We start from the raw sequence: 203 nt of genomic DNA, 5'->3' as shown, positions 1-203 counted from the left end.
AGTGAGTGGATATCTGATTTCAAAGTTTGGTGAATATCGCTTGATGCTGGCTGGTTTGGCAGCTTATACGGTGTGTTTGATGATAGCGCTTTCAGGTCAGAATGTGATGCATTATTGGCTTGGATTGGTGTTGCTAGGTATTGGTTGGAACTTTCTATTTGTCGCAGGTACGGTTTTGCTTCCTAAAGTGTACCAACCTGCCG

1 pseudogene is annotated in these 203 nt (G+C 43.8%); it reads left to right on the top strand.

What is annotated here, in order from left to right:
• Positions 1-203, top strand: a pseudogene (locus A3735_RS30740) (MFS transporter); the annotation flags it as partial.

It is taken from the genome of Oleiphilus sp. HI0061 (assembly GCF_001635675.1).
The sequence above is the reverse complement of the archived record's forward strand: the minus strand, read 5'-3'. Positions and strand labels throughout refer to the sequence as shown.